This is a genomic window from Streptomyces sp. NPDC093795, from assembly GCF_044764665.1.
Taxonomy (GTDB): Bacteria; Actinomycetota; Actinomycetes; order Streptomycetales; family Streptomycetaceae; genus Streptomyces.
This window is the reverse complement of record NZ_JBIWIO010000003.1, coordinates 312,748-336,540: the sequence shown is the minus strand read 5'-3', so window position 1 is coordinate 336,540 and position 23,793 is coordinate 312,748. Positions and strand designations below refer to the sequence as shown.

The following is a 23,793-nucleotide window of genomic DNA, read 5'->3' as shown; positions in this document are numbered from 1 at the left end:
CCGTTCCTCACCGAATCCGACAGCCATCCCCTTGTCTTCTGCGGAAGGACCGGCCCCGGCGGTGACTGACAACCAGAACCTCCTCGCGGAGCAGCGGCGTGCCCTGATCCTCGACGAGGTCCGGCGGCGCGGCGGTGTCCGGGTCAACGAGCTGACCCGACGCCTCGGCGTCTCGGACATGACGATCCGTCGCGACCTCGACGCGCTGGCCCGGCAGGGCATGCTGGAGAAGGTGCACGGCGGAGCCGTTCCGGTGGTCGAGGCGAGTACCCACGAGCCGGGCTTCGAGGCCAAGTCGGTGCTCGAACCCAGCGCCAAGGACGAGATCGCCCGGGCGGCGGCGGCCCTGGTCGCACCGGGCACGGCGATCGCGCTCTCCGGCGGGACGACGACCTTCGCCCTGGCGCGGCATCTGCTCGACGTCCCGGACCTGACGGTGGTGACGAACTCGGTCCGGGTCGCGGACGTCTTCCACGAGGCCCAGCTCGCGGGCAGCGGCGGCGAGTCGCGGCGGGGGGCGGCGACGGTCGTCCTGACGGGCGGGATGCGCACGCCCTCCGACGCCCTGGTGGGGCCGGTCGCGGACCGGGCGGTCCGCTCGCTCCACTTCGACCTGCTGTTCCTCGGGGTGCACGGCATCTCGGTGGAAGCCGGCCTGTCGACGCCGAACCTGGCGGAGGCGGAGACCAACCGGTGCCTGATGCGGTCGGCGCGCCGGGTCGTGGTGGTCGCCGACCACACCAAGTGGGGCACGGTGGGCCTGAGTTCCTTCGCCACCCTCGACGAGGTGGACACCTGGGTGACGGACCGCGGCCTGGCCGAGGGCGTACGGGCCGAGGTGGCGGAGCAGCTGCCGGGGCTCGTGGTGGCGGGCGAGGAGCAGGCGTGAGCCGCTTCCGGGTCGAGCGGACGGTGCCGCTGGCGCCCGGGGAGGTGTGGCGGCGGCTGACGGACTGGCCGGCGCACGGCCGCCTCGTGCCGCTGACCCGGACGAGGGTGCTGACACCGGGGCCGAACCGGGTCGGCACCCGGTTCACCGCCCGTACGGGCCTCGGCCGGCTGTCCTTCGACGACGCGATGGAGGTCGTGCGCTGGGAACCGCCGGAGGGCGGCCGCTCCGGCGCGTGCCGGTTGGAGAAGTACGGCCGGGTGGTACGGGGTTGGGCGCTCGTCGAGGTGACGGGGACGCCGGGTGGCGGCAGTCGGGTGGTGTGGACGGAGGAGCTGTCCGTACGCGGACTCCCGCGGGCTTTCGACCCGGTGCTCGCGCGGGCGGGCCGGGCGCTGTTCGGGCGGGCGGTGGACGGGCTGCTGGGGAGGGGCTGAGGCGGGGGGGCTGGGCCCGAGGGCTGAGTCGGGAGGCTGAGTCGGGGGGGTGGGCCCGGGGGCTGAGTCGGGAGGCCGAGCCCGGGGGCTGAGTCGGGAGGCCGAGCCCGGGGGCTGAGTCGGGAGGCCGAGCCCGGGGGCTGAGTCGGGAGGCCGAGCCCGGGGGCGTCTTGCTCAGGCGCTCGCCATGGATGGCCTCCCTTCACGCCAAGTGCCGCGACCCCCCTGTGCTGTTGACAGCCCGTCAGCTAGGGTGCCCTTTCACTTCCGTCCTGGGGAGGTTCGGTCCATGGCACGCCGACTGAGGCCGGTGGAGCTCGACTTCACCGCATCCGCGCCCGTCCGCCTGGTCTTCACCGCGACGCTGGCCGCACCACCCCCGGCCGTCTACCGGTCGCTCGCCGTGGAGGTGGGGAGCATGCCCGCCTGGTTCACGGCGGTCGTCTCCGCCGTCCCGACCGGCGACGGCGCCGGCAGGACCGTCCGGTTGCGGGGCGGGATCGCCTTCGAGGAGACGATCCTGGCCTCCGAGCCCGACGTCCGGTACGCCTACCGGGTGGACACCACCAACGCCCCGGGCGTCACGGCGCTCGCGGAGGAGTGGGCCCTCTCCCCCACGGGCAGGGGCACCCGTCTGCGGTGGACCATGGCGGCCGACGGCGCCGCTCCGTTCCGGATGGGACTGCGTCTCGCGGGGCCCGGCGTGGGGCTGTCGTTCCGGGACGCGGCGCGGCGGCTCGACCGGCGGCTCACTCCGGCCAGACCCCGGACGCCAGGAACCGTTCGATAGCGGCGCTGTACGGGGCGATGTCGAGGCCCTGGGCGGCGAGCCAGTCGTCGGAGTAGTACTTGTCGAGGTAGCGCTCGCCAGGGTCGCAGATGAGGGTGACGACGCTGCCGGTCCGCTCGTGGGCGACCATCTCCGCGATGATCTTGAAGGCGCTCCACAGGCCGGTGCCGGTGGAGCCGCCCGCCTTGCGGCCGATGGCGGTCTCCAGGGCGCGGACGGCGGCGACGCTCGCCGCGTCGGGCACCTTCATCATGCGGTCGACGGCCCCGGGCACGAAGCTGGGCTCCATCCGGGGGCGGCCGATGCCCTCGATGCGGGAGCCGCAGTCCGCGGTGGCGTCCGGGTCGTGGTGCGTCCAGCCGTCGAAGAAACAGGAGTTCTCGGGGTCGGCGACACAGATGCGGGTGTCGTGCTGCATGTAGTGGACGTAGCGGGCGATGGTCGCCGACGTACCGCCGGTGCCCGCGGTGGCCACGATCCAGGCCGGCTCCGGATACCGCTCCAGCTTCAACTGCTGGTACATGGACTCGGCGATGTTGTTGTTGCCACGCCAGTCGGTGGCCCGCTCCGCGTACGTGAACTGGTCCATGTAGTGACCGCCGGTGCGCTCGGCGAGGGCGGCGGCCTCCTCGTACATCGTGCGCGAGTCGTCGACGAAGTGGCACTGCCCGCCGTGGAACTCGATGAGCCGGCACTTCTCGGGGCTGGTGGTGCGGGGCATGACGGCGATGAAGGGCACGCCGATGAGCTTCGCGAAGTACGCCTCCGAGACGGCGGTCGAGCCGCTCGAGGCCTCGATGACGGGCTTCCCCGGCCGCACCCAGCCGTTGCAGAGGCCGTACAGGAAGAGGGAACGGGCGAGGCGGTGCTTGAGGCTGCCGGTGGGGTGGGTGGACTCGTCCTTGAGGTAGAGGTCGATGCCCCACTTCTCCGGGAGCGGGAAACGCAGCAGGTGGGTGTCGGCGGAGCGGTTGGCGTCGGCCTGGACCTTGCGGACGGCCTCCTTGAGCCAGGACCGGTACGCCGGGTCGCTGCGGTCGACGTCGACGGTCACCGTCGCGGCGGTGACCGTCGCGGCGGCCGCGCGGTTCCCCACGTTGTTCTCCGTGGTGCTCATCCGTGCCTCTCCTCGGTCGCTTCCGCTGGGTGCCCCGCTCTCGACAATACCCCTCCCACCTGGGCAAACGTTTCCTTTGACTGTCCATAGGGATGACTTGCGGGAGGGCCTCTGGTGCGGGCGCGGGCGGCCCGGCACACTGGGTACGACACCGGGTGAAAGGGGCGGATCGGTATGTCGGAACCCGAGTTCAGTGCGAGGGGCGTACGGATCGACCGCTGGCCGCGTTCACTGACGCGCGCCGGGGAGGTGCGGATCGAGGACGGCAGGCTCGCCCTCCTCACGAGTTACGGCAGCGAGATCGACAGCGCGCCCGTCAGTAAGGTCCGGGCGGGGCGCCCCTGGTTCGCGAGGGCCGACGAGGCGGTGGCGACGGTGAACGGCACCCGCTACCGGCTGACGCTGCACGGCGACGATCACGGGGGCGGTGGCGACGGCGAGGCCGCGGAGAAGTCGGGGCGTTTCCTCGCGGCGCTGAGGCGGGCCGCGGGGCGGCGCTGAGGCGGCCGGCGGCCACGGGGCGGGGCGGCGCCGGAGCGGGCTTCGGCTCGCCGTGAGTTGCGGGACGGTCACCACTGGTTCACGCTGTAATTACCTCACAGAGGGTTCACCGATGGTGACGGTACGTTTCGGTCGCCACCCCGCCTGAGCCCCTGTGTCGCAGGAGAGATCCGAATCTTCGTCTTCTTCCGGACAACTTCGGGGAGTCGCAGCCGTGATCAGCGAGCCGAGCAGGTATTACGCGGTGGAGCTTCAAGCCCTGCCGTCGCGGATCGGACAGGTCCGCAGAATTGTCTCCGCGCATCTGCGTCACTGGCACCTCGACGCTCTGGTCGATCAGGCCGTGCTCGGAGTCACCGAACTTCTGACGAACGTCCACCGGCACGCGCGGCCGGACAAACGGTGCACCGTCGAGATCGAGCTGTTGCTCGACCGGCTGACGGTCTCCGTCCGGGACCACGACCCCCGCATACCGGAGGCCTGCTGCCCGGACCCGCTCAACGCCTTCGACGAACTTGCCACCTCCGGCCGAGGCCTCGCCATCGTCCGTGCGGTCAGCGAGAGTTGGGGCGTCCGCCCCTGTGGCGAGGACGGGAAGGTGGTGTGGTTCACCCTCTCCGCGCCGCCGCGACCCGTCCCTGTCATGGCACGTGCGCACGACGTGTACGGCTCCGCGACCGACGGTCCCTTCGTCGGGTACGGACGGTTCTCCGGCGTCCCGCTCAGCACCCCGGCGGACCCGGGCCCGGCCCTCGAACCGGCCCTCGCGCCCGAACCGCTGCTCACGCCCGAGCCGGTCCTGGTGGGACGCGCGAGCTGAGACCGCCCGCAGGCCCGTGGGCCTGCGGGCCCGCTGCGGGACTCTTCTCTTCTGTACCTACTGGTATGTACAGTGCCGTCATGAGCATGAGCACCCCCGAGCGGCTGATCGAGGCGACCCGCGATTTGCTGTGGGAGCGGGGTTACGTCGGCACCAGCCCCAAGGCCGTGCAACAAGCGGCGGGCGTGGGCCAGGGCAGCATGTACCACCACTTCGCGGGCAAGCCCGACCTGGCGCTCGCGGCGATCCGGCGTTCGGCCGGGGAGCTCGCGGCTGCGGCCGAAGCGGTGCTGGGCGGTGAGGGTTCGGCGTACGCCCGGATCGAGGCGTACCTGCTGCGCGAGCGGGACGTCCTGCGCGGCTGCCCCGTGGGGCGGCTGACGATGGACCCGGAGGTGATCGCGCATCCCGAGCTGCGCGCGCCGGTCGAGGACGTACTCGCCCTGGTACGCGGCAGACTCGCCCAGGTCATCCAGGAGGGCCTGGACAGCGGCGAGTTGCGCGGGGACGTCGATCCGGAGGAGCTCGCCGCGACGGTGGTGGCGACCGTACAGGGCGGGTACGTGCTGGCCCGCGCCACGGGTTCGCGGGCGCCCTTCGACCATGCGGTACGCGGGCTGCTCGCGCTGCTCGCGCCACGCGGCGCCTCGGCCTGACCCCACCTCGTACCCCCGGAGAAGCGGAGTCCCTCCTGTGCACGCCATGCAGTACGAGATCACCCTGCCCGCCGATTACGACATGGGGATCATCCGCGAACGGGTGGCCACCAGGGGCCATCTGCTCGACGACTTCCCCGGGCTCGGCCTCAAGGCGTACCTGGTCCGGGAGCGGGAGGCCGGCGCGCCGGTGAACCAGTACGCGCCGTTCTATCTGTGGGGCACTCCGGAAGGCATGAACTCCTTCCTCTGGGGGCCTGGCTTCCAAGGCATCGTGCGCGACTTCGGCCGGCCCGTGGTGCAGCACTGGACGGGCCTGGCGTACGCGGAGGGGCCCGCGGCCACGTCGGCGCCGGGTACCGCGACGCGTCGCAGGACTCCGATCGGGGAGGCCGTCCCTCCGGGCGAGGCCGTGACGGACGCCGTGGCCCGGCACGCGCGCGAGGCTCGGCGGCACGGGGTCGTGGCATCCGCCCTCGCGGTGGACCCGCGCCACTGGGAGCTGCTCGCCTTCACCCTGTGGGCGGACGAGGAAGCGCCCACCGACGAGGGTGAGCGCTTCCGGGTCCTGCATCTCTCGGCGCCGGGGCGGCAGGAGCTGGGCGCCGGGCGACGGCAGGGGTGAGCCGGGCGGCCGTCAGCCCTACGTGGGCCGGTTTCAGGCCACGGCGACGAGCGTGAGGTAGGCCATGTTGAGGACCCGCCGGTAGCCGTTGACCCAGGTCGAGCGCTGCCGGTCGACGCGCTCGCGGGTCTCCTCGGCGAGCGGGTGGTCGGGGTGGGCGGCGAGCCAGACCTCGGTGTCGTACCGGTAACCCGACTCGAACTCCTCCCACTCGTCCGCGCTGCCCGTCTCGATCCACGCGGGCCGGAACCCCGCCTCGATGGCGAGGTCCACGAGGGCGCCGAGGGAGAGGTGGTCGTCGGCGGCGGCCCCGGGCCACATGCCGGCCAGCTCCTCCTCGGTGGGCGTGCGCTCCCAGAAGCCCTCCCCCAGGACGACCCTTCCTCCGGGCCGGACCAGCCGGCGCAGCTCCCGCAGGGCGGCGGCGGGGTCGTGCGGCTGCTCGGGGTCGCAGAGCGCCTGGCTCGACCCGAGACAGAGGATCGCGTCGACGGGACCGCGATCGGTGCCGAGGGCCGACTCCTCGACGAACTCGACGCGGTCGGCGAGCCCCCGGGTCTCTGCGAGCGCCCGGCCACGGGCCAGGTCCTCCGCGTTGATGTCGATGCCGACGCCCTTCGCCGCCGGGGCGGCGTCCAGGACACGGAGGAGCAACTCACCCCAGCCGCACCCGATGTCGAGCACATCGGCGGGCTCGGAGGCGGCGAGCCGCTCGATCATTCGGGTGGCGCGGGCCTCGGAGAGCGGGCCGTGGAAGGTGAGGCTGCCGAGACGCGGAGGAAGATCGGATTCAGTAGTGATCATGAGGCGGAAGGGTACGTCGTCCGGCGGCCGCCGCCCAGCGGTTTCCGCTGGCAGGCCGGTTTTCGGGGTGTTCGGGGCTTTCGCGGGCGGGGCTGGCGCGGGCGGGGCTGGCGCGGCTGGGGCTTTCGCGGCTGGGGCTTGCGCGTTCGGGGTTTCCGCGTGCGGGGCTTTCATGGCCGGCCGTCCTTGGCCGGAGGGCGGTCCGGACCGAGACGCCCTAGCCTTGCAGCGTGTACACGACGCGTGTGTCCCGCCATGTCGACGCCCAGCCCTCGGCCGTCTACCGGGCCCTGCTCGACCCGGGGGCCGTCGGGCGCTGGCGGGTGCCGTACGGAATGACCTGCGAGGTGCATGACTTCGACGCCCGCGAAGGAGGCACCTTCCGGATCTCGCTGCGCTACGAGACCGCGGACGGCATCGGCAAGTCCGGCGAGCGCACGGACACGTACCACGGGCGCTTCGTGGAGCTGCTCGCGGACGAACGTGTGGTCGAGGTCGTCGAGTTCGAGGCCCCTGACCCGAGGATGCGCGGCGCCATGACCCTCACGACCACCCTGATCGCGATCGGCGGAGGCACGGACGTGCTCGTCGTCCACGAGGGGGTTCCGGACGCTGTGCCCGCCGCCGACAACGAAGCGGGCACGCGCATGGCCCTCGACCGGCTCGCCGCGCTGGTCGAGGCCCACCCCGAGGGCTGGTCCCCGGTCCCCTAGGAGCGGGGCACCGCTCAGGCGGGCTCGCGGCCCAGGGCGGCCAGCGGGTCGTCGAGTACCGGCTGCCAGGCGAGTTCGGCCGCGCCCACGAGGCTGTTGTGGTCCAAGGTGCAGGGGAGGATCGGCACTCCCCCGCTGCGGCCCCACAGGCTGCGGTCGGCGACGACCGCGCGGAGACGCTCGGGGTCGGCGTCGAGGAGTTCGCGGTGCAGCCCGCCGAGGATGATCCGGTCGGGGTTGAGGATGTTCACCAGACCCGCGAGGCCGAGCCCCAGACGGTCGATCAGCTCCCCCACCGCCACCCGGACGCCCGGGTCGTCGGGGCTGGTGCGCAGCAGGTCGCGGCACTGCTGGAGCAGGGACACCTCGGGGCCGGGGGCGCGGCCCGCGACCGTGAGGAAGGCGAGCGGGTCGGTCTCGACGTCCAGGCAGCCACGGCTGCCGCAGTGGCACGGGCGGCCCTCCGGGTTCACCGTGAGGTGGCCGACCTCCAGGGCCAGGCCCGCGCTGCCCGTGTGGAGGCGTCCGTCGAGGACGAGCGCGCCACCGACGCCCCGGTGGCCCGTGGCCACGCAGAGCAGGTCCCGGGCTCCGCGCCCCGCACCGTGGCGGTGCTCCGCGAGGGCGGCCAGGTTCACGTCGTTGCCGGTGAAGGCGGGGCCTTCGATGCCGGCGGCCCGTACCCGTTCGGCGAAGATCTCCCGGACCGGCGCCCCCGCGGGCCAGGCCAGGTGGAGCGGGTTGAGCGCGGTGCCCTCGGGCTCGGCCACGGCCGAGGGGGCGGCGAGCCCGGCGCCCACGCACCGGCGGCCGCTCTCCCGGAGCAGGTCGGCTCCGGCGTCGACCACGGCGCCGAGGACCTGGGCGGGGTCGGCCGAGACGGTGACGCAGCCGGGGGCCGTGGCGACGATGGTGCCGCCGAGACCGACGAGTGCGGCGCGGAAGCCGTCCGCGTGGACCTGGGCCGCGAGCGCGACGGGGCCCTTCTCGTCGACGGCGAGGCGGTGCGAGGGGCGGCCCTGGGAGCCGGCGGCGGCGCCGGGGTTCGAGTCGACACGGATGAGGCCCAGGGCCTCCAGCTCGGCGGCGACCGCACCGGCGGTGGCCCGGGTGACGCCGAGTTCGGCGGTGAGGACGGCCCGGGTCGGCGCCCTGCCGGTGTGCACCAGCTCCAGGGCGGGCCCGAGCGCGTTGCGCCCCCTGTCCAGCCGTGTCCGGGTCGTCGTCGCCTTGCCGTTCATGGGGGCGAGTCTCCCATGATCGGGCCGGTGGGTTCGTCCCGGGCGGGTGGGTCCGTCCCGGGCGGGTGGGTGGGTCCGTCCCGGGCGGGCGGGGGGGGCCGTCTGCTGCCGGTGGGTGGGTCTGTCTCGGGTAGGTGGGTGGGTCGTCTGCTGCCGGTGGGTGGGTCCGCCTCTGGCGTGGGGGGCCGTGGGGGCCGCTCCGGGGTCGTGTCCGGGACTGCATGATTTACGGCGCGTTCTGGGCCTTGAGAGTTGGACGCTCCTTTTACGCGCCACAAATCACGCTTCACGTCCCGAACACGACCCCTGCGCGTCCCCCGCTCCCGTGCGTGGGCGGGTGCCGCCCGCTTGATGCTTCTGGCGTTCTGCCCCTATCCTGAGTTTGTGCCGCTACTAAACAAAGTACGGACGGCCGCATCGGGGGGCCCCGGCGGAGACACCGCCACCCGCTCCCTGTCCCGCCTCCGCCTCGCCCTGACCCTGTTCTTCGCGCTCGACGGCTTCCTGTTCGCCGGCTGGGTCGTCCGGATCCCCGCCGTCAAGCAGCAGACCGGCGCCTCGGCCGGTGACCTCGGCCTCGCCCTCCTCGGGGTGTCCGCGGGCGCCGTGATCACCATGACGCTGACCGGCCGGCTCTGCCGTCGTTACGGTTCCCACGCCGTCACCGTCGCCACCGCCGTTCTCCTCTCCCTGTCGGTCGCCCTGCCGGCGCTCACGCGGTCCCCGCTGACCCTCGGCCTCGTCCTGCTCGTCTTCGGCGCCGCGTACGGCGGGATCAACGTCGCCATGAACAGCGCCGCCGTGGATCTCGTGACCGCGCTCCGGCGCCCCGTGATGCCGAGCTTCCACGCCGCCTTCAGCCTCGGCGGCATGCTCGGCGCCGGCCTCGGCGGGCTGCTCGCCGGGAGCCTCTCCCCGACCACCCATCTCCTCGGCCTCACCGTCGTCGGCCTGGTCCTGACGGCTCTCGCCGGTCCCGTACTCCTGCGTCACCCCTCCCCCGCCCCGCCGCCCGAGTCCCTCGCGCCCGCCGCCCCCGCCGGCGGCCCGTCGCGGGGCGGGACGCGCCGTACCGTGCTCGTCTTCGGGGTCATCGCCCTCTGCACGGCGTACGGCGAAGGGGCCCTCGCCGACTGGGGCGCCCTCCACCTGGAACAGGACCTGGGCGCGCACCCCGGCGTGGCCGCCGCCGGGTACTCCGTCTTCGCGCTGACCATGACGGTGGGACGCCTGACCGGCACCGCCCTGCTCGAACGCCTCGGCCAGACCCGCACCCTGGTCGCCGGTGGCGCGACGGCCGCCGGTGGGATGCTGCTCGGCGCGCTCGCGCCGACCGTCTGGGCCACACTCCTCGGCTTCGCGGTGACCGGCCTCGGTCTCGCCAACATCTTCCCCGTCGCCGTGGCCCGCGCGGGAGCCGTCGCAGGACCCAGCGGGGTGGCGACCGCGTCCACGCTCGGCTACGGCGGGATGCTGCTCGGGCCGCCGTCCATCGGTTTCCTCGCCGACTGGTTCTCGCTGCCGGTGGCGCTCACCACGGTCGCCGTGCTGGCCGCCGGCGCGGCGGCGATGGGCTACTGGGCCCGCAACGCCGGGGTCGATGGGGGGTGTTGAGTCGCCGCCGTTCTTGAGCTGCGAGACTTCGTCCTGTGGATATGGCTGTCGGGGGGATGGGGACTATGGAGATCGCCGAGCACATCGGGGCACTGGAGACTGCCGGCCGGGGCCTGGCCGATGCGGCGGCTGCGGCCGGGCCCGACGCGGAGGTGCCGACCTGCCCCGGATGGCGGGTCAGGGACCTCCTCCGGCACACGACGATGGTCCACCGCTGGGCCGCGGCCTACGTGGCCGAGGGGCACACCACGTACCAGCCCGACGAGGGCGAACCGGCGCTCGACGGCGACGAACTGCTCGCCCACTACCGCGAGGGGCACGCGGGCCTCGTCGCCGCCCTGCGCGCCGCGCCGGAGGCGCTGGAGTGCTGGACGTTCCTCCCCGCGCCTTCGCCGCTCGCGTTCTGGGCGCGGCGGCAGGCGCACGAGACCCTGGTTCACCGCGCGGACGTCGAGTCGGCTCGCGGGACCGGCCCCGGGCCGGTGGACCCGGCGCTCGGCGCCGACGGCATCGACGAGCTGTTGTGCGGTTTCCATGGGCGTGACCGCAGCCGGGTGCGGACGTCCGGGCCCCGGACGTTGAGGGTGCGCACGACGGACACGGGTGACGTCTGGACCGTACGCCTGTCTGCGGCTGAGCCGCCCCGGGCGGAGCGGCTGAGCCGGTCGGCTTCGCCGGTGGCGGGTGCTGCGGTCGGTAGGGGATCTGATGCGGAGCTGAGCGGTCCCGCCGGCCGGTTGTACCTGACCCTGTGGAACCGGCTGCCCGTCGATGCCGTGACGCTCGTCGGGGACGCGGAGCTCGCCCGGGTGTGGCGGGAGACCTCGGCGATCACCTGACCCTGAGCGGCGGTCGGGGGCGGTGCGGTTCAGCCGCGGGGCAGCAGGCCCACGTCCTGGCCCAGGCGGCGGGCGGCCGTCGCGAAGAAGGTGTCGCGGTCCTCGACGACCCGGTGGAACTGGCCGAAGACCTCGAAGGACACGAGGCCGAAGAGCTGCGACCAGGCGGCGACGAGCGCGACGGCGAGGGCCGGGGGGAGGTCCGGGGCGATGTCGGCGGCGATGCGGTCGGCTTCGGGGCGCAGGGTCTCCGGGAGCGGGGGGAGGGCTACGCCCTCGCCGGTGTGCGCCCGGCGGGCGATGTCGATGAGGACGAGGCCGACGCGGGCGGCCGGGGCGATCGTGTCCTGGGGCGCGGAGTAGCCGGGCACCGGGGACCCGTAGATCAGGGCGTACTCGTGCGGGTGCGCGACCGCCCAGGCGCGGACCGCCCGGCAGACGGCGGTCCAGCGGTCCAGGGGGCGCAGCGCCGGGTTCTCGGCGGCGGCGGCCTCCGCCGCGGCGCCGACGGCGTCGTAGGCGTCGACGATCAGGGCGGTGAGCAGGTCGTCGCGGCTCGGGAAGTAGCGGTAGAGCGCGGAGGACACCATGCCCAGCTCGCGGGCGACGGCCCGCAGGGACAGCTTCGCGGCGCCTTCGGCGGCGAGCTGACCTCGGGCCTCGTCCTTGATGGCGGCGGTGATCTCGATACGGGCGCGGGCGCGGGCCCCTCGGACGGTCGTCATGGAGAGCAGTGTGCCATTTTCGGAGCACTGAGACGAAGTGAGAGCGCTGCTCTTGTTTGGGGCCACTGCTTCGTGCACACTGATCTCAAGCGAGAGCGGTGCTCACACTTTGCTCCGCGCCCCTGATTCCCCAGGAGGAACACCATGAGCGCTCAGCCCCTCAGCCCCACCGCCCACGTCATGAAGCCCGGCTGGATCACGGTGAACGTCCTCAACCGCGCCGTCGCCTGGATGACCCGGCGCGGCATCAGCGTCTGGGGCTCCCGGGTGCTCGCCGTCCGCGGTCGCAAGAGCGGCGAGTGGCGCCGTACCCCCGTCAACCTCATGACGATCGACGGCGCCCGGTACCTCGTCGCGCCCCGTGGCCACGTCCAGTGGACCCACAACATGCGGGCCTCCGGCGGCGGGCAGCTGATCCTCGGCAAGCACGTGCAGGAGTTCACCGCCGTCGAGGTGGCGGACGACGACAAGCCCGCGCTGCTGCGCGCCTACCTCAAGCGCTGGAAGGCCGAGGTCGGTGTCTTCTTCGGCGGCGTCGGTCCCGACTCCTCCGATGCCGAGCTGCGCGCTGTCGCCCCGAAGCACCCCGTCTTCCTCGTCACGACGACGGGCCCCACCACCCCGGCCGCGTGAACCGGCCGGAGCGGCGGAGCCCGTCCGCTGTCTCACTCACCCCCGCGCCGAGGCGTCAGGACACTTCCGGCGCCTTGGACGACTCCGATCCCCTGGGCGTCTCCGGGCTCTTGGGCGTCTCGGGAGACTCCAGGGTCTCCGAGGCCTCCGGGGTCTCCGAGACCTCCGGGGTCTGTGTCTCCTCGCCCTCCGACGTGGCCGACCGCTCCCGCTGGCCGACCCCACGGCCCGCCGGGCCGACACCGGACGAGGTGTCCATCCGCCGGTCCAGCACCTCCAGCGCCCTCCGGGCCATGCCGTTCGAGCGGACCATGCCGCCGAGCGTCGCCGAACCCCGGGTGATGTCCGCGAACGCGTTCCACGCCGGCCGCAGCCCCGTGATCGTCGCGTGCAGCAGCCCCGGCCGCCGCTCGAACAGGGCGAGCATCCGCCGCCCGACCGCCATCTCGACACCCAGCCCGGCCTTGATGGCGAAGGCGTAGTTGAGGGCCTGGCGCCGGGCGTCCACCGCGTCGCCCGCCTCGGCGACCCGTACCGCCCACTCGCCCGCGAGGCGGCCCGAGCGGAGCGCGTACGAGATTCCCTCACGGGTCCACGGCTCCAGGAGGCCCGCGGCGTCACCGCAGACCAGGACCCGGCCACGGGAGAGCGGAGAGTCGTCGGTGCGGCAGCGCGTCAGGTGCCCGGAGGAGATCGTGGGCTCGAAGCCGGACAGGCCGAGCCGGGCGACGAAGTCCTCCATGTACCGCTTGGTGGCCGCGCCCTCGCCGCGCGCCGAGATCACGCCGACGGTCAGCGTGTCGCCCTTGGGGAAGACCCACCCGTAACTGCCGGGCATCGGGCCCCAGTCGATGAGGACGCGCCCCTTCCAGTCCTCGGCCACCGACGGCGGCACGGGGATCTCCGCCTCGAGGCCCAGGTCGACCTGACCGAGCTTCACCCCTACATGCGCCCCTATGCGGCTCGCGCTGCCGTCGGCACCGACGACCGCGCGCGCGAACACCGTCTCGCCGTCCGCGAGGACGACGGCGACGGTCCGGCGGTCCGGGACGGCCGGGCCGTGCTGCTCCACCCGGCTCACCGTGGCGCCCGTCCGCAGCTCGGCGCCCGCCTTCTGCGCGTGCTCGACGAGCTGGGCGTCGAACTCGGGGCGGTTGATGAGCCCGAAGAGCATGCGGCGGGAGCGGCGGGTGCGGGCGAAGCGTCCCTGGAGGGAGAAGGTGACGGCGTGCACCCGGTCCTGGAGGGGGAGTTCGAAACCGGGCGGCAGCGAGTCGCGGGACGGGCCGATGATGCCGCCGCCGCACGTCTTGTAGCGGGGAAGCTCGGACTTCTCCAGGAGCAGCACCCGGCGTCCGGCCACCGCAGCCGCGTACGCCGCGGTCGCACCGGCCGGCCCCGCGCCGACGACCACGACGTCCCAGACGTCCGCCTCCGGGTCGACCGTCGCGTCGTCCCCCACGTCGGACGTCGCGTACACCTCCGCGTCTTCCGTCGGGTCCACGTCCGCCGCCCCGTCCACACCGATGCCCTCAGGAGCCGCACCTTCGGGCGCGGTGTTCTCCGGACCGGCGTTCTCTGCGTGCTCGCTGCTCACGATGTGCTTCTGCTCCTGATCCGACCGGTGGTCTGCTCCTGACGCATCCTACGGCGCGGTACCCGAAGGCCCGCGCCGTAGGATCGGCGGTGCGTTCGTCGTACCACGACATACGCCGATCGCCGTCCTTACGTCGTAACGTCGCACCCACCAGGAGCGTGCCCATGACCTCGAATCCGATCGCCGAGACCGTCCGGTCCCTGATGCCCCGGGCCAAGGCCGAGCTCACGGAACTGGTGGCCTTCGAGTCGGTGGCGGACGAGGCCGTGGCGCCGCGCAGCGAGTGCGAGGCGGCGGCGAACTGGGTCGCGGACGCCCTGCGCGCCGAGGACTTCCAGGACGTGGCGCTGCTCGACACCCCGGACGGTTCGCAGGCGGTGTACGGCATACTGCCCGGCCCGGCCGGAGCGCCGACCGTCCTCCTCTACGCGCACTACGACGTGCAGCCGAAGCTGGACGAGTCGGCCTGGCTCACCCCGCCGTTCGAGCTGACCGAGCGCGACGGACGCTGGTACGGGCGCGGCACCGCCGACTGCAAGGGCGGCTTCGTCCTGCACCTGCTCGCGCTGCGTGCCCTGAAGGCGAACGGCGGCGTTCCCGTGACGGTCAAGGTGATCGTCGAGGGGTCGGAGGAACAGGGCACCGGCGGTCTGGAGCGGTACGCCGAGGAGCACCCCGAACTCCTCGCCTCCGACGCGATCGTGATCGGCGACGCCGGCAACTTCCGGGTGGGCCTCCCCACGGTGACGGCGACCCTGCGCGGGATGACGATGATCCGGGTGCGGATCGACACCCTGGAGGGCAACCTGCACTCCGGTCAGTTCGGCGGCGCCGCGCCGGACGCGCTGGCCGCGCTGATCCGCGTACTGGACTCGCTGCGCGGCCCGGACGGTTCGACCGTCATCGACGGCCTGCCGTGCGACAAGGCGTGGGAGGGACTGCAGTACCCGGAGGAGGACTTCCGTCGGGACGCCAAGGTCCTCACGGGCGTGGACCTGCCGGGCGCCGGTACGGTCGCCGACCGGATCTGGGCGCGGCCCGCCGTCACCGTCATCGGTATCGACTGCCACCCGGTGGCCGGGGCGACCCCTTCCATCCCCGCGTCGGCCCGCGCCCAGCTCAGCCTGCGCGTGCCGCCGGGCCAGGACGCGGCCGAGGCGACGAAGCTGCTCTTCGCGCACATCGAGAAGCACACGCCGTGGAACGCCCGGGTCTCCCTCGAGCAGGTGGGTCAGGGCCAGCCGTTCCAGGCGGACACGTCGAGCCCCGCGTACGCGTCGATGGCGGAGGCGATGCGGATCGCGTACCCCGGTCAGGAGATGCAGACGGCGGGCATGGGCGGTTCGATCCCGCTGTGCAACACGCTGGCGTCGCTGTACCCGGAGTCGGAGATCCTGCTGATCGGTCTGAGCGAGCCCGAGGCGCAGATCCACGCGCCCAACGAGTCCGTCTCGCCCGAGGAGCTGGAGCGGCTCTCGGTGGCGGAGGCGCACTTCCTGCTCAACTACGCCCGCTCGAAGCAGGTCTGACGAAGGGTCGGGGCCGGGGGTTCGGTTCTGGGTTCAGCGTTCGGCGAAGCTCGCCGAGAGCGTAGAGGCATACGGCGGACCTGCGGGGATGTGTAGGTTCGCCGTATGGAACTCACCCGGATCACCCCGCGCCTGCACCTCCTCGACTTCTCCATCGGCCAGGCCTACCTCTGGCAGGACGAGGAGGAACTGACCCTGATCGACGCCGGCTGGGTCGGCACGGCGACCGGGACGGCGGCGGCGATACGGGCGGCCGGACTGGACCCGGACCGGCTGCGGCGCGTCGTGCTGACCCACTGCCACCGGGACCACGTGGGCTCGGCCCGGGAGCTCGCGGACCGGCACGGGGCGGAGATCCTCGCGCACCGGCTCGACGCTCCGGTGATCCGGGGCGAGGCGCCGGTGCCGGAACCGGACCTCCTGGACTGGGAGGTCCCGCTGTTCGAGCACGGGATGACCGTGCCGGAGGCGCCGCCGACGCGGGTGGACCGGGAGGTCGAGGACGGCGAGGAGCTCGGCTTCGGCGACGGCGCGGTGGTGGTCCACACGCCGGGGCACACGCCCGGCTCGATCGCCGTGCATCTCCCGCGCCACGGTGTGCTGTTCACCGGGGACACGGTGGCGTCCGTCCAGGGCGTGACCTTCGGTGTGTTCCATGTGGACCGCGCGCTCGCGCTCGACTCGATGCGGCACCTCGCGAAGCTCGCCCCCTCGGTGCTGTGCTGCGGCCACGGCGCTCCCGTGACCGAGGACACGGCGGCCTTGCTCGCCGCGGCGGCGGGATAGGTCCGGCGCACGTCAGCCCACCGGGTCCCCCGCCTCCAGGTTGAGCACCGTGCCGCGCTCGCGGGCGCGCAGGGCCCAGCGCAGGCGGCGGTAGCGGACGGGCGGCAGGAGTTCGGCGGCCTCCTCCTCGGTGACGAAGCGCCAGCCGCGCAGTTCGGCGCCGGGGAGACGGAGGCGGGCGGTGTCCTCGGCGCCGAGCCTGCCGCCGTCGAAGAGGAGGCGCAGTCCTCCGTACCCGGGGGGCTGGGGGCGTTCCCAGTCGACGAGCAGGAGTCGGGGCACGGCGTCGAGTTCGAGGCCTATCTCCTCGGCCACCTCGCGCATTCCGGCGCGGGCCGGGGGTTCGCCGGGTTCGACGACGCCGCCGGGGAACTCCCAGCCCGGCTTGTAGGTGGGGTCGACGAGGAGGAAACGGTCCTGCTCGTCGAAGAGCAGGACACCCGCGGCGACGGTCTCGCCGGTCGGGTCGGGGGTCTGGACGATGCCGCAGGGGGTGACGAGACCGGTCCGGACCGCGTCGGCGACGGAGCGGGCGGCCTCGGCGACGGTGAGCGCCGAGGTGTCGACGGTGTACGCGTCGGCGGCGAGCCAGTCGAGGGCGGCCCGGTAGTGCGCGAGGTGTTCGTGGGACCAGTCGCGTACGCGGGCGTCGATCTCCGGGTCGTCGTATTCCGACCGGCTGTCCATCCGCTCCCGCAGGATCGTTTCCTCCGGGGCGAGCAGGATGTGGCGCACCTCGATGCGGCGGGCGGCGAGCCCCCCGAAGATCTCGTCCCTGTACTCCTGTCTGAGCAGGGTCATGGGGACCACGAGGACGCCCCCCACCTCGGCGAGCAGCGCGGCGGCGGTGTCGACGACCAGGCGGCGCCAGATCGGCAGGTCCTGGTAGTCCTCGACCTCGGCGAGCCGCTTGGCCGGGAGGAGACGCCGCAGTCCCCCGCCGGTGACCTCGGGGTCGTACAGCGTGCTGTTCGGGATCAGATCGACCAGCTCGCGCGCGGTGCTGGACTTTCCCGCGCCGAACGTACCGTTGATCCAGACGATCACGATTCCCCCTCTTCGGTAGCCCCCAGTGGCTTGCCCGCAACACCCTGCCACGGAAACCACGAACGCTGTCTCGGCATGTGCGTGACACTTCCGCGCGGCCGTCGTTGAGAACGGCAAGCACGAGGGGGTGCGGAGATGAGTCGTATGGTTCTCGAACGTTTTCCGGCCGGCGGCCCGCGGGGCAGCTGGCCGGCGGAGGAGTTCGCCATCGCGCGGCGCGACGAGGGTGTGCCGGCCCGGGTCGTGATGGACCTGGAGTCCGACACGTACCTGGTGATCGTGGAACAGCGGACGCCGGAGGGGGTACGGAGGGAGTGACGGGCCGGGAGGAGGCGTCCGCGTCGTCCTCCGGCATTGGCCCGACCGGGTCCTCCGCACCGGCACCCGCCGGTGTCGTCCCCCGGACGGCCGCCGCCCCGGTGAGGATCGGTGCATGGGCGTCGTCCTGCCGGTCCTCTTCTCTCTCTTCGCGGCGTTCAGCAACGCGCTGGCCACGGTGCTCCAGCGGCGCGCCGCACTCACCGTCCCGCAGTCCGGCTCCTTCCGGCCCGGACTGGTCCTCGACCTCCTGCACCGCCCCGTGTGGCTGGCCGGCATCCTCGCCGTCATCGCCGCCGGCGTCGGGCAGGCGGCGGCGCTCGCGACCGGGCCGCTGGCTCTCGTACAGCCGCTGTTCGTACTCGAACTGCCCCTCGCCCTGCTGATCGCCTCCCTCATGACACGCGAACGGCTACCCGCCCGCCTCTGGGCCGCCGTGGCAACGGTCGTGGCCGGGCTCGGGGTGGCGCTCGTGGCCGCGTCGCCCACCGGCAACCGCACCCATGTGGAACTGGACCGCTGGGTGCCGGCCCTCGTGGCCTGCGCTGTCGCCGTGGTGGTCCTGGCCGCCGCCGGAGTGCGCAGACCGCCCGGGCGGGCCAGGGCCGGCTGCCTCGGCGCCGCGACGGCGATCTGTTACGCGCTCACCGCGGCCCTCATGAAGACGTCCATGCACATCCTCGGCGACGGCGGCATCGGCGCGTTCCTGACGGCCTGGCAGACCTACGCCTTCTGCGCCGCGGGGATCGGGGCCCTCCTGCTGCTCGAACACGCCATGCAGGGCGGGCCGCTCGTCGCCTCCCAGCCCGCCCTGACCCTCGGCGACGCGACGGTGAGCCTGGCCCTGGGCGTCCTGCTGTACGAGGAGCACGTACGGGCGGGCTGGTGGCTCGTGCCCCAGTCGGCGGGGGTCGCGATGATCGTCCTCGGGGTGTTCGCGCTGGCCCGCGCCGGAGTCGGCACGTCCTGACCCCGCGAGAGCGTCATTCCGGACGGTTGAAGCGTCGCGCGGCCCACAGCAGGGCGAGGGTGCCGCTGGCGAGGAGGAGGCCCGCTTCGAGGGGAAGGGGCGGCTGCCAGTCGCCCCACTCGACACCGGCGGCGGCCGGCTGGCCGGGGACGCGAAGGCTGATGCAGCGGCGGAGGAGATCCACCGCGTAGGCGAGGGGGTTGGCGCCGGCGAGGGCCTGGGCCCAGCCGGGCAGGGACTGCAGGGGGAAGAAGCCCCCGGAGAGGAACAGCAGCGGCATCATGATCAGCCCGAGGAAGGTGTGGAAGGTCTCGGGCCTGCGGAGGGTGACGGCAATCGCCAGGGACAGGGCGGTGATCGTGAACGAGGCCATGATCATGCTGCCGAGGAGCAGGAGCAGCAGGAGCGGGTCGTAGGGGAGGCCGACCGTGCCGACGAGGCCGAGCATCACGGCGCCCTGGACCGTGGCGGTCAGGGTGCCGCCCGCACAGTTGCCCAGGAGGAGGGCGGAGCGGCTGACGGGGGCCATGAGGAGCTCGCGGAGGTAACCGCTCTGCCGGTCGGTGATGAGGCGGATTCCGACCAGGATGGCCGGTGCCTGCACCGTCATCATCAGCATGCCGGGGAAGAGATAGGTCTGGTAGCCGACGCCCAGGGAGGAACGGGGGATGAGGGCGGCGAGGCCGCCCCCGAGGATGAGGAGGTAGAGCATCGGCTGGAGCAGCATCAGCGCGGTGTGGGCGCGTTGACCGGCCAGGCGCAGCAGGTCGCGGTGGATCAGGGCGTGGATCGCGCGCAGTTCCCGCCGCAGGCGTGCGGGCCGTCCGCCGACGGACGAGCCGAAAGTGTCCGCGGTGCCGGGGGTGTCAGGGGCCTTCAGGGTGACGGTGGTCATCGGGCGCCCCCGGTCTCTGACGTGGCTTCGGTTTCGCACGGGGCGGGGACGGCCGGTGCGTGGCCGCGCTCGGTGGCGTCGAGGCTGCGGCCGGTGTGGTGGAAGAAGACGTCGTCGAGCGTGGGCGGGGCAGCGGAGGCGGCGTGGACGGCGATGCCGTGGCGCTCCAGTGCCGCGCAGAGGCGCGGGATCCAGGCGCTGCCGTCCGGCATCCGCAAGGAGATGCCGGACGGGTCCACGGCGATGGCGCGGTCGGGCTGGACGACCGCGCGCACGACCCGTTCCGCCGTCGTGTCGTCGCTCGTGCGCAGGACGACCCGGTCGTCTCCGATCGCGGCCTTCAGCGCGCGGGGAGTGCCCTGGGCCACCACGCGACCGCTGTCGATGATGGCGATGCGATCACAGTTCTCCGCCTCCTCCAGGTAGTGGGTGGTGACGAAGAGGGTGCTGCCGTGCCGCTCGCGCAGGGCCCGGAGGTGGTCCCATACCTGGACGCGGGCGTGGGGGTCGAGGCCGGTGGTCGGCTCGTCGAGGAACAGCACGCGGGGGGAGTGCAGCAGGGCGCGGGCGATCTCCAGGCGGCGCCGCATGCCGCCCGACAGGGTGCGTACGGGGGAACTCCTCCGGTTGGTCAGCCCGGCCGTCTCCAGCACCTCCGTGGCGCGCAGGCGGGCGTGTCGGCGGGGCAGCCCGTAGAGGCGGGCGTGGATGCGGAGGTTCTGTTCGGCCGTCAGCTCCGCGTCCACAGCGCTGTTCTGGAAGAGCATGCCGACGTGTCGGCGTACGTGATGGGGCTGGGTGAGCACGTCGGCGCCGGCGACCGTGGCGTGACCGGCGGTGGGGCGGGCCAGGGCGCACAGCATGGCGATGGTGGTCGACTTCCCGGCTCCGTTCGGACCGAGGAAGGCGAACGTCTCGCCCTGCGACACATCCAGATCCAGGCCGCGTACCGCGTGGGTCGTGCTGCCCTGCGGGCCCGGATAGCTCTTGGCCAGGCCGCGCATGCTGATGGCGTACCCGGACTCGGGTACGCGCCGGGCGGCCGGTGGGCTCGTGACGGCGGTGGTCATGGGGGCTGCCGGGGCAAGGTCGTCGCCGGCTGGTAGCTGCATGGGTCTGGTCCTCGTCTGGGGGTACGCCCTCCGCGGCGGACGGCCCCGCCTCGTACAGGACGGTGAACATCCGGCCGGCGGCTTCCCGGGTTCAGCCGCCGACCGGATGGTGGTGCCTGAGTTACGCGCAGCTGATGCCGATGCAGATCGTGTTGAGGAGGGTCAGCAGACCCACGCAGTCACACGTCGCGGCGTACGGCGCTCCGTCCACGCCGACGGGGTCGGTCTCCGGAAGGGCGTGGAGACGGGCGAGCAGTTCGAGGTCCTTGTTCTCCATGGACGTGCTCCTTCTTGCGTTGAGCGGGCGGCAGACTTCCTGCCGCTCAGACCGGCGGCTGGGCCATCCAGTGCCGGGGGTCGGTGTGGTGGATCCGCAGGAGGAAGGCAAGGATTCCGGCGGATCCGTCGCTCCAGCTGGTCGAGACGTCCCCGTACTCGGTGGGGAAGACCACGTGGGCGTCGCGCTGGGCCCTCTCGCAGACGATGAGGCGGGCCAGGTCTTCGGCCATGGCGCGGTAGACGGGATCACCCGTGGCGGCGGCCATGTCGAGGAGGAAGTCGCCGTTGCCCGCGAGCCCGTGGCACTGGGCGAGTGCGGCGCGGGAGGCGCGCTCGGTGACGGCGTGCGTGGCGCGGCGGGCGAGGTCGCCGAACCTGTCGTCCCCGGTCGCCTGCCACAGGCGGACGAGGAAGGTCCCGATGCCCGCCGCGCCGTGGCACCAGTACGGGGCCGTGGGCACGTCCGACGCCTGTGAGGGCCATTGGGCCGCCTCGCCGACGAGTACGGCGGCGGCCACCAGGTGCTCGCCCACCTCCACCGCGAGCTCCAGGTGCTCCGCGCGCTCCGAGACGGCCGCGGCGGCGAGGAGGAAGCAGCCGATGCCGGCGGATCCGTGGGCGAAGCCGAGGTACCGCGCTCCGGCCTCCGGGGAAGCGGCTTCCCCGGGCACCGGCCAGCCCACCCCGTGCTGGTCACGCCGTGCGGCGGCGGTCAGCCGGTCGGCCGCGTCGGTCGCCAGTTCGGCGAAGCGCGGGTCTCCGGTGCGGTGCCACAGGTGAAGGGCGGCCAGTCCACTGCCCGCGCTGCCGTGGGTGATGTCGTAGTGGGGTGTCGCCTGTTGCGGGGCGAGGGCCAGGGCCAGCGCGTGGTCCGTGAGTGCCCGGTCGTCGAGGGCGCGCCCGGCGTCGTACAGGGCCCAGGCGGTTCCCCGGCCGCCGAAGTGCAGCCCCGGACGGGTGGAACGGAGGTCGGTGCGGTCCGCGATCCAGTGGCCCGCGGTGGAGATGAGCCCCGGCAGGCGGGCGTCACCGGTCAGCTCCCAGTACCGCGTCAGTACGGCGAGGACGCCGGCCGCGCCCTGCTGCACGGTGCACGGGTCGGCCTCCCCCGCCATGGTGGACACGGGCCACAGCCGCCGCTCGTCCGCCGGATCGATCGAGTCGACGAGGTGATCCACGATTCCGGAGACGGTGGCGGCGCGGTCTTCGTCCCGGCCGTCGTTCCGCGCCGCGTGGAGTGCGGTGTGGGGGGCGGCGTGGCGTGTGGTGTGGTGCTCCGCCCGCGCCGGGAGCGCCCTCCGGAGCGCCTCGCCGGCCCTGGCCGGGTCCCAGCGCTCGGCGGGATCGTCCTTCATCAGACCGAGGATCATCTCCGTCAGGCCGTCCGGGAGCCGGAGCGGCCCCGTACAGGCGGCCAGCCACGCTGCGAACCGCTGCTCCATGGCCCTGGTCCCGGGCTCCTCGGGCAGCAGGTTCGGTACCTTGCCCGCCAGGACGAAGCAGGCGGTGGCGCCGAGGCTGTAGTAGTCGCCGGTCGGACTGACGGGTGCGTCGGCCAGGCGCTCGGGGGCGCTGAATCCGGGGGTTCCCACCCTCGTCGGGAGGGCGGCCTCGTCCTCCAGGACAGCGAGTTCGAGGTCGATGAGGCGCAGCTCGCCGTCCGGGCGGACCATGACGTTGGCCGGGGTGAAGTCCCGCAGGACGCAGCCGCGGGCGTGCGCCGCCGCGACCAGGTCCACCAGGCGCCCGACCTGGGCAAGGGCGTCGGTGCGGTAGCTCTCCCCTCCGACGTCGCGGAAGTGTTCGGCGACCCAGGTCCGCAAGGTGACGCCCGGCACTTCCTCCTGAGCCAGGAACAGGTGCCCGGCGTGCTCGAACAGCGCCACCGGTTCCGGGGCCAGCCCGGTGCCCTTGAGCTTCTCCAGGGTCCGGGCCTCGGCGCGCAGCCAGTCGCGGACGTCGCAGCCGGAGGCGTCGGCCTCCACGTGCGGCCGGGCTTCCTTGATCACCACAGGGGCGTCTGTACGGGCGTCGGTGCCCCGGTAGACGCCGCCCTTGTTCGTGTGCCGGATCGCCTCGCGTACCGCGAACCGGCCCCCGAGCATCACGGGGCCGCTCGTCTTCTCCTCCGCGCGTGGCGCGCCGGGCACCGAGGCGGGGAAGGGGCAGACCGCCCAAGAAGGGGGACAGTACTGCCCGGTGCGCTTGTCCTCCACCGGGTTGCCGTCGGGGTCCTCGATGAACCACACCAGGAGGCCGTCGTCCGACAGCCGGCGCCGCCCTACGAAGGCCCCGTAGCGGTAGTGGACCAGCGAGTTCGCGGCGTAGGCCTGGTCGGACAGGATCCGGGGGCCGGCGAGCCCCGCCGTGGCGAGGTGCAGCTCCTCGGCGAGCCGGGCCGCCTCGTCGTCGGAGCTCGGGTAGACGGTGATGAACTTGCCCGAGCTTCCCCGGGGGGTGGCGCGGGAGTTGAGCGCGCTCACCTGGTCGAGGGACCGGGCGAACTTGAACGTCGACTCCCCCCGCAGCAGCACGTCCAGGGCCTTCTCGAGGACCGTCGGCGCGGAGGCCGCCGTCGCCGATAGGTGCAGCTTCCACCCCTGCTCGCGGCGCGTCCCGGTGCCGGGCGTCACCCGGCACCACATCTCGTCGGAGTCGGCCGTCCAGCGCTCCCCCGTACCCGTGGCGCCCAGCGCCTGGCGGAGAATGCCTTCCAGTTCGACTTCGGTAACCTGGATCGTCATTCACGTCCCTCTCAACGGTGCGGACCGCTGATCGGAACGTGCCCGGTCACATAACCGCACCAACACACACTCACTCGGATTCACTTGATCCGACGAGCGCACAGCGCGTCGA

Annotated in this window: 25 protein-coding genes; 15 read left to right on the top strand and 10 right to left on the bottom strand. The window is 73.1% G+C overall.

What is annotated here, in order from left to right:
- The first annotated feature begins 61 nt into the window (after window positions 1–61).
- The 3 genes from ACIRB7_RS10410 to ACIRB7_RS10400 all read left to right on the top strand — a co-directional run bounded on the left by ACIRB7_RS10410 (window position 62) and on the right by ACIRB7_RS10400 (window position 2,116).
- Window positions 62–889: a DeoR/GlpR family DNA-binding transcription regulator gene (locus tag ACIRB7_RS10410; protein ID WP_403595242.1), complete on the top strand. Its 828-nt coding sequence runs from the start codon at window positions 62–64 to the stop codon at window positions 887–889.
- Window positions 886–1,326 carry an SRPBCC family protein gene (locus tag ACIRB7_RS10405; RefSeq protein WP_403595239.1) on the top strand — a complete coding sequence of 147 codons (441 nt, stop codon included), beginning with the start codon at window positions 886–888 and terminating at the stop codon, window positions 1,324–1,326. The genes ACIRB7_RS10410 and ACIRB7_RS10405 overlap by 4 nt, the downstream gene beginning before the upstream one ends.
- Window positions 1,327–1,615: 289 nt before the next feature.
- Window positions 1,616–2,116, top strand: a complete 501-nt coding sequence (locus ACIRB7_RS10400) for an SRPBCC family protein (RefSeq protein ID WP_403595236.1) — start codon at window positions 1,616–1,618, stop codon at window positions 2,114–2,116.
- On the opposite strand, the gene ACIRB7_RS10395 is transcribed toward ACIRB7_RS10400, so the two are convergent.
- On the bottom strand, window positions 2,076–3,233 hold the full coding sequence (locus ACIRB7_RS10395; RefSeq protein ID WP_403595233.1) for a PLP-dependent cysteine synthase family protein: 1,158 nt from the start codon (window positions 3,231–3,233) through the stop codon (window positions 2,076–2,078). The two genes, ACIRB7_RS10400 and ACIRB7_RS10395, sit on opposite strands and share 41 nt — an antisense overlap.
- Window positions 3,234–3,407: 174 nt before the next feature.
- Here ACIRB7_RS10395 and ACIRB7_RS10390 point away from each other — a divergent pair, with 174 nt between their 5' ends.
- From ACIRB7_RS10390 to ACIRB7_RS10375, 4 genes are all read left to right on the top strand, one after another.
- Entirely contained in the window at window positions 3,408–3,734 is a 327-nt protein-coding gene (locus ACIRB7_RS10390) for a hypothetical protein (RefSeq protein WP_403595230.1), read from the top strand.
- A gap of 214 nt (window positions 3,735–3,948) precedes the next feature.
- Window positions 3,949–4,554: an ATP-binding protein gene (locus ACIRB7_RS10385; RefSeq protein ID WP_403595227.1), complete on the top strand. Its 606-nt coding sequence runs from the start codon at window positions 3,949–3,951 to the stop codon at window positions 4,552–4,554.
- Between the two features lie 65 nt (window positions 4,555–4,619).
- Window positions 4,620–5,210, top strand: coding sequence for a TetR/AcrR family transcriptional regulator (locus tag ACIRB7_RS10380; protein ID WP_403595224.1), 591 nt, complete (start codon window positions 4,620–4,622; stop codon window positions 5,208–5,210).
- A gap of 37 nt (window positions 5,211–5,247) precedes the next feature.
- A complete protein-coding gene (locus ACIRB7_RS10375; RefSeq protein WP_403595222.1) occupies window positions 5,248–5,835 on the top strand; it encodes a DUF4865 family protein in 588 nt (195 codons plus the stop codon).
- A 33-nt stretch (window positions 5,836–5,868) separates the two neighbouring features.
- On the opposite strand, the gene ACIRB7_RS10370 is transcribed toward ACIRB7_RS10375, so the two are convergent.
- The gene (locus ACIRB7_RS10370; RefSeq protein WP_403595219.1) at window positions 5,869–6,639 is read right to left on the bottom strand and encodes an SAM-dependent methyltransferase; all 771 of its coding nucleotides are present in this window, start codon (window positions 6,637–6,639) and stop codon (window positions 5,869–5,871) included.
- Between the two features lie 230 nt (window positions 6,640–6,869).
- Here ACIRB7_RS10370 and ACIRB7_RS10365 point away from each other — a divergent pair, with 230 nt between their 5' ends.
- Window positions 6,870–7,352 (top strand): SRPBCC domain-containing protein, encoded by a 483-nt coding sequence (locus ACIRB7_RS10365; protein ID WP_403595216.1) that lies wholly within the window; start codon window positions 6,870–6,872, stop codon window positions 7,350–7,352.
- 14 nt (window positions 7,353–7,366) lie between these two features.
- Here the strand turns inward: ACIRB7_RS10365 and ACIRB7_RS10360 are convergent, their stop codons facing one another.
- Complete coding sequence (locus ACIRB7_RS10360) at window positions 7,367–8,593, bottom strand: ROK family protein (protein WP_351212265.1); 1,227 nt, start codon at window positions 8,591–8,593, stop codon at window positions 7,367–7,369.
- Window positions 8,594–8,977: 384 nt separating this feature from the next.
- On the opposite strand from ACIRB7_RS10360, the gene ACIRB7_RS10355 reads away from it, so the two are divergent.
- On the top strand, window positions 8,978–10,207 hold the full coding sequence (locus ACIRB7_RS10355; RefSeq protein ID WP_403595213.1) for an MFS transporter: 1,230 nt from the start codon (window positions 8,978–8,980) through the stop codon (window positions 10,205–10,207).
- 65 nt (window positions 10,208–10,272) lie between these two features.
- Window positions 10,273–11,046: a maleylpyruvate isomerase family mycothiol-dependent enzyme gene (locus ACIRB7_RS10350; RefSeq protein WP_403595210.1), complete on the top strand. Its 774-nt coding sequence runs from the start codon at window positions 10,273–10,275 to the stop codon at window positions 11,044–11,046.
- A gap of 29 nt (window positions 11,047–11,075) precedes the next feature.
- Here ACIRB7_RS10350 and ACIRB7_RS10345 read toward each other — a convergent pair whose 3' ends face one another.
- Window positions 11,076–11,771 carry a TetR/AcrR family transcriptional regulator gene (locus ACIRB7_RS10345; RefSeq protein ID WP_403595207.1) on the bottom strand — a complete coding sequence of 232 codons (696 nt, stop codon included), beginning with the start codon at window positions 11,769–11,771 and terminating at the stop codon, window positions 11,076–11,078.
- 144 nt (window positions 11,772–11,915) lie between these two features.
- Between ACIRB7_RS10345 and ACIRB7_RS10340 the strand changes: the two genes are divergently transcribed.
- On the top strand, window positions 11,916–12,404 hold the full coding sequence (locus tag ACIRB7_RS10340) for a nitroreductase family deazaflavin-dependent oxidoreductase (protein ID WP_351212259.1): 489 nt from the start codon (window positions 11,916–11,918) through the stop codon (window positions 12,402–12,404).
- A 55-nt stretch (window positions 12,405–12,459) separates the two neighbouring features.
- Here ACIRB7_RS10340 and ACIRB7_RS10335 read toward each other — a convergent pair whose 3' ends face one another.
- Window positions 12,460–13,866, bottom strand: a complete 1,407-nt coding sequence (locus tag ACIRB7_RS10335) for a geranylgeranyl reductase family protein (protein ID WP_403596165.1) — start codon at window positions 13,864–13,866, stop codon at window positions 12,460–12,462.
- 299 nt (window positions 13,867–14,165) lie between these two features.
- Between ACIRB7_RS10335 and ACIRB7_RS10330 the strand changes: the two genes are divergently transcribed.
- Window positions 14,166–15,530, top strand: coding sequence for a dipeptidase (locus tag ACIRB7_RS10330; RefSeq protein ID WP_403595204.1), 1,365 nt, complete (start codon window positions 14,166–14,168; stop codon window positions 15,528–15,530).
- Between the two features lie 105 nt (window positions 15,531–15,635).
- The gene (locus ACIRB7_RS10325; RefSeq protein ID WP_403595201.1) at window positions 15,636–16,316 is read left to right on the top strand and encodes an MBL fold metallo-hydrolase; all 681 of its coding nucleotides are present in this window, start codon (window positions 15,636–15,638) and stop codon (window positions 16,314–16,316) included.
- Between the two features lie 12 nt (window positions 16,317–16,328).
- Here ACIRB7_RS10325 and ACIRB7_RS10320 read toward each other — a convergent pair whose 3' ends face one another.
- Window positions 16,329–17,363: an NUDIX domain-containing protein gene (locus ACIRB7_RS10320; RefSeq protein WP_403595198.1), complete on the bottom strand. Its 1,035-nt coding sequence runs from the start codon at window positions 17,361–17,363 to the stop codon at window positions 16,329–16,331.
- A gap of 135 nt (window positions 17,364–17,498) precedes the next feature.
- Between ACIRB7_RS10320 and ACIRB7_RS10315 the strand changes: the two genes are divergently transcribed.
- Together ACIRB7_RS10315 and ACIRB7_RS10310 are read left to right on the top strand one after the other, a co-directional pair.
- Window positions 17,499–17,681 carry a hypothetical protein gene (locus ACIRB7_RS10315; RefSeq protein ID WP_403595195.1) on the top strand — a complete coding sequence of 61 codons (183 nt, stop codon included), beginning with the start codon at window positions 17,499–17,501 and terminating at the stop codon, window positions 17,679–17,681.
- A 115-nt stretch (window positions 17,682–17,796) separates the two neighbouring features.
- The gene (locus ACIRB7_RS10310) at window positions 17,797–18,651 is read left to right on the top strand and encodes a DMT family transporter (protein WP_403595193.1); all 855 of its coding nucleotides are present in this window, start codon (window positions 17,797–17,799) and stop codon (window positions 18,649–18,651) included.
- A 13-nt stretch (window positions 18,652–18,664) separates the two neighbouring features.
- On the opposite strand, the gene ACIRB7_RS10305 is transcribed toward ACIRB7_RS10310, so the two are convergent.
- From ACIRB7_RS10305 to lanL, 4 genes are all read right to left on the bottom strand, one after another.
- Window positions 18,665–19,546 (bottom strand): ABC transporter permease, encoded by an 882-nt coding sequence (locus tag ACIRB7_RS10305; protein WP_403595190.1) that lies wholly within the window; start codon window positions 19,544–19,546, stop codon window positions 18,665–18,667.
- Window positions 19,543–20,658: an ATP-binding cassette domain-containing protein gene (locus tag ACIRB7_RS10300; RefSeq protein WP_403595187.1), complete on the bottom strand. Its 1,116-nt coding sequence runs from the start codon at window positions 20,656–20,658 to the stop codon at window positions 19,543–19,545. Before ACIRB7_RS10300 ends, ACIRB7_RS10305 begins: the two co-directional genes overlap by 4 nt.
- 121 nt (window positions 20,659–20,779) lie before the next feature.
- Entirely contained in the window at window positions 20,780–20,935 is a 156-nt protein-coding gene (locus ACIRB7_RS10295) for a VenA family class IV lanthipeptide (protein WP_351212245.1), read from the bottom strand.
- 46 nt (window positions 20,936–20,981) lie between these two features.
- Complete coding sequence (gene lanL / locus ACIRB7_RS10290; protein ID WP_403595183.1) at window positions 20,982–23,681, bottom strand: class IV lanthionine synthetase LanL; 2,700 nt, start codon at window positions 23,679–23,681, stop codon at window positions 20,982–20,984.
- Window positions 23,682–23,793: the final 112 nt, after the last annotated feature.

Bases quoted from the DNA above. Each gene is read 5' to 3' on its own strand.
- ACIRB7_RS10400 (WP_403595236.1), top strand. From the start codon at position 1,616: ATGGCACGCCGACTGAGGCCGGTGGAGCTCGACTTCACCGCATCCGCG.
- ACIRB7_RS10325 (WP_403595201.1), top strand. From the start codon at position 15,636: ATGGAACTCACCCGGATCACCCCGCGCCTGCACCTCCTCGACTTCTCC.
- ACIRB7_RS10295 (WP_351212245.1), bottom strand. From the start codon at position 20,935: ATGGAGAACAAGGACCTCGAACTGCTCGCCCGTCTCCACGCCCTTCCG.
- ACIRB7_RS10370 (WP_403595219.1), bottom strand. From the start codon at position 6,639: ATGATCACTACTGAATCCGATCTTCCTCCGCGTCTCGGCAGCCTCACC.
- ACIRB7_RS10340 (WP_351212259.1), top strand. From the start codon at position 11,916: ATGAGCGCTCAGCCCCTCAGCCCCACCGCCCACGTCATGAAGCCCGGC.
- ACIRB7_RS10345 (WP_403595207.1), bottom strand. From the start codon at position 11,771: ATGACGACCGTCCGAGGGGCCCGCGCCCGCGCCCGTATCGAGATCACC.
- ACIRB7_RS10360 (WP_351212265.1), bottom strand. From the start codon at position 8,593: ATGAACGGCAAGGCGACGACGACCCGGACACGGCTGGACAGGGGGCGC.
- lanL (WP_403595183.1), bottom strand. From the start codon at position 23,681: ATGACGATCCAGGTTACCGAAGTCGAACTGGAAGGCATTCTCCGCCAG.
- ACIRB7_RS10390 (WP_403595230.1), top strand. From the start codon at position 3,408: ATGTCGGAACCCGAGTTCAGTGCGAGGGGCGTACGGATCGACCGCTGG.
- ACIRB7_RS10315 (WP_403595195.1), top strand. From the start codon at position 17,499: ATGAGTCGTATGGTTCTCGAACGTTTTCCGGCCGGCGGCCCGCGGGGC.
- ACIRB7_RS10300 (WP_403595187.1), bottom strand. From the start codon at position 20,658: ATGCAGCTACCAGCCGGCGACGACCTTGCCCCGGCAGCCCCCATGACC.
- ACIRB7_RS10305 (WP_403595190.1), bottom strand. From the start codon at position 19,546: ATGACCACCGTCACCCTGAAGGCCCCTGACACCCCCGGCACCGCGGAC.
- ACIRB7_RS10310 (WP_403595193.1), top strand. From the start codon at position 17,797: ATGGGCGTCGTCCTGCCGGTCCTCTTCTCTCTCTTCGCGGCGTTCAGC.
- ACIRB7_RS10380 (WP_403595224.1), top strand. From the start codon at position 4,620: ATGTACAGTGCCGTCATGAGCATGAGCACCCCCGAGCGGCTGATCGAG.
- ACIRB7_RS10350 (WP_403595210.1), top strand. From the start codon at position 10,273: ATGGAGATCGCCGAGCACATCGGGGCACTGGAGACTGCCGGCCGGGGC.
- ACIRB7_RS10395 (WP_403595233.1), bottom strand. From the start codon at position 3,233: ATGAGCACCACGGAGAACAACGTGGGGAACCGCGCGGCCGCCGCGACG.
- ACIRB7_RS10330 (WP_403595204.1), top strand. From the start codon at position 14,166: ATGACCTCGAATCCGATCGCCGAGACCGTCCGGTCCCTGATGCCCCGG.